Consider the following 4,822-nt stretch of genomic DNA (forward strand, 5'->3'; position numbering starts at 1 on the left):
GGGGCGGCTGCGCTACAGCCAGGTTCAGCCCGCGCTCGATCTGCTGGAGTCGCGCGCCTTTGGTTTTGGCCTGCTCAATGGCCAGCCCGATGCCGATGGCACGGTGCGTGCCGTGCCGATGGTCATGCAGACTGGCGAGACCATGGTGCCCGGGCTGGCACTTGAAATGGTGCGTGCGGCGCTCGACAGCGACACTGGCACCGATCCCGAAATCAAGCTGTCACCTGGCCATATGCGCATCGGCGCGCACCGGGTGCCGCTCGACCCGCAGGGCCGTATGCGGTTGCGCTTCGGGCAGGTGCCTGAGGCGCATGTCTTTTCGGCGCTGGAGGTGCTGGGCGAGGATTTCGATCTGCAGGTGCTCGCTGGCAAGATCGTCGTCGTCTCGCTGACCGCAGAGGGCACGATCGATATCGTCTCGACGCCATTGGGGTCGGAGATGTTCGGCGTGCTGGTGCAGGCGCAGGCCGCCGATGCGATCCGGCGCGGCGGCTGGCTTGACCGGCCGGGGTCGCTGCAGATGGCCGAATGGCTGATCGGCGTGCTGCTCGCCCTGGCGGTCATGTGGCTGGCGATAAGCAAGACGAAGGCAAGCGCAAGCTGGGGCCTCATGGCTGCGGCTTTGGTTGTATTGCCTGTGGCGAGCGCAACGCTGTTCGTGTTTGCACAGCAGCTGTTCGATCCGGTGCGTCCCCTGGTGCTCGGCGGCGGCACGGCGTTCGCGGTGTTCGCCGCCTTGTTCAGCGAAGCACGGCGTGACCGCGCGAAACTGCGCGATGCGCAGAGCCGCAGCGAGGGCGAACTGGGCGCGGCGCGCGCGATCCAGCTTGGCATGCTGCCCGATCGCAAGGCGCTTGCCGCCATCGATCCGCGCGTCGAGATTGCCGCGCAGCTTGAAGCCGCCAAATCCGTGGGTGGGGACTTTTATGACATCGTGCCGCTCGATGCCGATCGCTATGTCGTGATCATCGCCGATGTCACCGGCAAGGGCGTTCCTGCCGCGCTGTTCATGGCGCTCTCAAAGGCGCTGACCAAAAGCGTCATGTTGCGCAGCGACAGCGATCTTGCCGAGACCGCTGCGCTGCTCAACACTGAACTGATGCGCGACAGCGGCGATCAGCTGGGGCTGACCATGCTGCTGTGCCTCATCGACCTTTCCACCGGCGCGGTCGAGATGGTCAATGCAGGGCACGACAACCCCTTGCGCGTTGCGCCCGACGGCACAGTGAGCGAGGTGGTGCTGGAGGGCGGGCCGCCGTTCTGCATCATGGACTATCCCTGGCCTTCCGAACACACTGTGCTGAAGCCCGGTGAGGCCCTCGTGCTGATCACCGATGGCGTGACAGAGGCGCAAAACAATAGTGACGCGCTGTTCGGCAATGAGCGTACTCGCACGACGCTTGCGACACCGGGGGCGAGCGCCGCCGAGATGGTAGACAGCATCTCGAAAGCGGTGCGGGTGTTCGAGGATGGCGCAGATGCCAGCGATGACCTGACCGTGGTTGCCTTCCGCTATCTGGGTGGTCACTTTGGGTGAGATCGAACGGGTGGCGGTCGCCCCATCAACAAGGACCTAAAGCCGTTGAACAAGATCCCCCGCCCCCGCCGCAGCGCGCTCTACCTGCCCGCATCAAACGCCCGCGCGATCGAGAAAGCGCGCAATCTCCCAGCCGATGTCATCATCCTCGATCTGGAAGATGCCGTCGCACCCGAAGCCAAGCTGCTGGCACGCGAGGCGGCGCTCACCGCGCTGCGCGAAGGCGGTTTCGGACCGCGCGAGGTCGCGATCCGGGTCAATGCGCTCGGCACCCTATGGGGCGCGGACGATCTGGCGGCGGTTGCGTGCTCGGGCGCTGATGCGGTGTTGCTGCCTAAGGTCTATGGCGCGGCCGACATTGACGCCGCCCACGCCGCACTCGCCGCCGCGCCGCCATCGATGCAACTTTGGGCAATGATCGAGACCTGCGCCTGCATCCCGCAGCTCAATGCCATCGCAGCGCGCGGTTCCAGCACCCGGCTGTCGCTGTTCGTGATAGGGGTCAATGACCTTGCCAGGGAAATGCGCGCGCACCTCACTCCTGCCCGCACCCCGTTTTTGCCGATGCTGTCGCTCGCTGTCGCAGCGGCACGTGCGCATGGGCTTTCGATCCTCGACGGGGTGTGCAACGAATTTCGTGACCTGCACGTGTTTGGGGCCGAGGCCGAACAGGGCCTGCTGTTTGGGTTTGACGGCAAAACCCTGATTCACCCCAATCAGATCACCCCATGCAATGCCGTGTTTTCGCCAAGCGCTGATGAACTCGCCTGGGCCGATGCGGTGATTGCCGCCTTTGCTTTGCCTGAAAACGCCGGCAAGGGTGCAGTGCAAGTGGATGGCAAGATGGCCGAGCTGCTGCACCTCGAGCAGGCGAGGCAGCTGCGTGCTATTGCCAGCGCGATCGCGTCCCGCTCCTGAACCAGAGGCCCTGTTCATGCTGCGCTACATCATCGCTTATCTTGCCACCGGCCTCGCCTTTGCGCTGATCGACAGCGTCTGGCTAAAAACGATGGCGACGCGGCTGTATCAGCCGGTGCTGGGCGAAATCCTCGCACCTTCATTCCGGCTCGCCCCGGCAGTGGTGTTTTACCTGCTCTACATTCTGGGCATCCAGATTTTCGCGGTCGCCCCGGCGCTGGCGGATGGCCGCTGGCAGACGGCTTTGGTCAGGGGCGCGCTGTTCGGATTCTTCTGCTATATGACCTATGACCTGACCAATCAGGCGACGTTGAAGTTGTGGAGCACGCAGATCACCGTGCTCGATATCATGTGGGGCACGTTCCTGACCGGATCATCGGCGTTGGCGGGCTTTTGGGCGGCGCGGTCGATCCTGCGGTGATGACGACGGCAGGGCATCCGTGATACACTCCGCACGGGTCGCCGGGGGAGAGAATCGTCATGACATTATCCAGTGCGCAGGTCGTCACCTTCATCATCACCGCCGACAAGGTCGCGTCAGCCGCGTTTTATCGTGACGTGCTGGGCCTGCCGTTCATTGTAGACGATGGCTTTGCCGATGTATTTGATATGGCAGGTGCGACGCTGCGGATCACACACGTCGAAGGCTTTGTCGCCGGGCCGCACCCGGTGCTGGGCTGGAGCGTCACCGATATCGTGTCGAGCGTGCGCGAACTGGCGGGCAAAGGCGTCGCCTTCACCATCTATGAAGGCATGGGCCAGGACGCCGACGGCATCTGGACCGCACCCGATGGCTCCGCGCGCGTCGCATTTTTCAATGATCCCGACGGCAATGTGCTCAGCCTGACGCAGGCCGGATAGGGCCGTTACAACGGCTGCACCAGATGTCCGCCATCGACTGTGATGACGCTGCCGGTCATGAAGCGGCTGGCGTCTGAGGCGAGCAAGAGCAGCGGCCCGTCAAGATCGCACAATTCGCCATAGCGCCGCATCGCGATGCGTTTGCGCAAGGGTTCGCCCGCCTCTCCGGCCAGCTGCGCCCGGTTGATGTCGGTCAGGAAATAGCCCGGCGCGAGCGCATTGACGCGGATGTTGAACCGCGCCAGCTCCATCGCCAGCTGCCGCGTCATATGCAGCACCCCGGCTTTTGACATCACATAAGGCGCGTTGCCGCCGGCGGGCTGATAGCCGGTGATCGACGCGATGTTGATGATGTTGCCACCGCCGGCATCGCGCATCACCCGCGCCGCCTCGGTCGCGACCTGCCACGCGCCCTTAAGGTTGGTGTCCATCACGAAGTCGTAATCCGCCTCGGTCTGGTCGAGCGCGCGCTTGGTCACCGCGACCCCGGCGTTGTTGATACAGGTGTCGATCGCCCCTGCCCCCGCCAGGGCGTCGCGCACCGAAGCGAGATCCGCGACATCCATGCGCACCGCGCTCGCGCTGCCGCTGTCCGCCGCAATTTCTGCCACAAGCGCATCAAGCGCGTCAATCCGCCGCGCGGCAACCACAACATGCGCCCCGCAGCGCGCCAGCAGCCGCGCGAAATGCGCGCCAAAGCCCTCGCTCGATGCGCCGGTGATGAGGATTCGCTGGCCGGAAAGATCTGCGGTTAGACTCATGCGATGGTTCCCTTGCAGGCGTGGGTATTGAAATGATCGGGCGTTAAAAAAACGCGGCTGCACGCGCCACGTCAACAACAAACCCCGCCCCGGTCTTGCCGGAACGGGGTTCAAGTTGCGGTTTCTGATCCCAGGGGATCAGCGGCCAATCAATCGTGGTGTGCGACCAGATTGACCGCCGAATGCTTGCCGCGCCGGTCGACCTCAAGGTCGAACGCCAAGCGATCGCCCTGATTGAGGCCGTTCATGCCCGCACGTTCGACTGCGGAAATATGCACAAAGGCATCGGGCTGGCCGTCATCACGGGTGATGAAGCCAAAGCCTTTCATGCTGTTGAAAAACTTCACCGTGCCCGTGGCGCGTTCGCCGGTCAGTTCGCGCCGGGGCGCCTCTCCGCGCGGAGCGCCGCGATCTCCACCGCGATCTCCACCCCGGTCGCCGCCGCCACCACCATGGCCTTCGCTGACTTCGATCAGCTCGCCATCGACCTTGAGGTCGCTGGCCGAGACCTTGCCGCCGCGATCCACCAAAGTGAACTCAAGCCCCTGACCTTCGGCCAGGTTTGACAGACCCGCGCGTTCGACCGCGCTGATGTGCACAAACACATCCTCGCCGCCATCATCGCGCTGGATAAAGCCGAAGCCCTTCTGGGCGTTGAAGAACTTAACCTTGCCCTTGGCCTCACCGACCACCTGGGTCGGCATGCCACCAAAGCCGCCGCGTGCGCCGCCGCCGCCACCCGGAG

The 4,822-nt window shown here is 64.2% G+C and carries 6 protein-coding genes; 4 read left to right on the forward strand and 2 right to left on the reverse strand.

Translation table 11 applies throughout. From position 1 onward, the window contains the following. The 4 genes from ACEW8G_RS14995 to ACEW8G_RS15010 all read left to right on the forward strand — a co-directional run. On the forward strand, window positions 1-1,537 hold a 1,537-nt coding region (locus tag ACEW8G_RS14995), incomplete at its 5' end, for a PP2C family protein-serine/threonine phosphatase (protein WP_373489201.1). A 45-nt stretch (window positions 1,538-1,582) separates the two neighbouring features. Further along, window positions 1,583-2,455 (forward strand): CoA ester lyase, encoded by an 873-nt coding sequence (locus ACEW8G_RS15000; protein WP_373489202.1) that lies wholly within the window; start codon window positions 1,583-1,585, stop codon window positions 2,453-2,455. A 16-nt stretch (window positions 2,456-2,471) separates the two neighbouring features. Beyond that, window positions 2,472-2,876 carry a DUF2177 family protein gene (locus ACEW8G_RS15005; RefSeq protein ID WP_373489203.1) on the forward strand — a complete coding sequence of 135 codons (405 nt, stop codon included), beginning with the start codon at window positions 2,472-2,474 and terminating at the stop codon, window positions 2,874-2,876. A 59-nt stretch (window positions 2,877-2,935) separates the two neighbouring features. Then, entirely contained in the window at window positions 2,936-3,316 is a 381-nt protein-coding gene (locus tag ACEW8G_RS15010; RefSeq protein WP_373489204.1) for a VOC family protein, read from the forward strand. A gap of 5 nt (window positions 3,317-3,321) precedes the next feature. Here ACEW8G_RS15010 and ACEW8G_RS15015 read toward each other — a convergent pair whose 3' ends face one another. Together ACEW8G_RS15015 and ACEW8G_RS15020 are read right to left on the reverse strand one after the other, a co-directional pair. After that, window positions 3,322-4,077, reverse strand: coding sequence for an SDR family NAD(P)-dependent oxidoreductase (locus ACEW8G_RS15015; RefSeq protein ID WP_373489205.1), 756 nt, complete (start codon window positions 4,075-4,077; stop codon window positions 3,322-3,324). A 149-nt stretch (window positions 4,078-4,226) separates the two neighbouring features. Then, window positions 4,227-4,822 (reverse strand): cold-shock protein (locus tag ACEW8G_RS15020; protein WP_373489206.1); only part of this gene is annotated, 596 nt, incomplete at its 5' end.

Source organism: Blastomonas sp. (genome assembly GCF_041747255.1).
GTDB lineage: Bacteria > Pseudomonadota > Alphaproteobacteria > Sphingomonadales > Sphingomonadaceae > Blastomonas.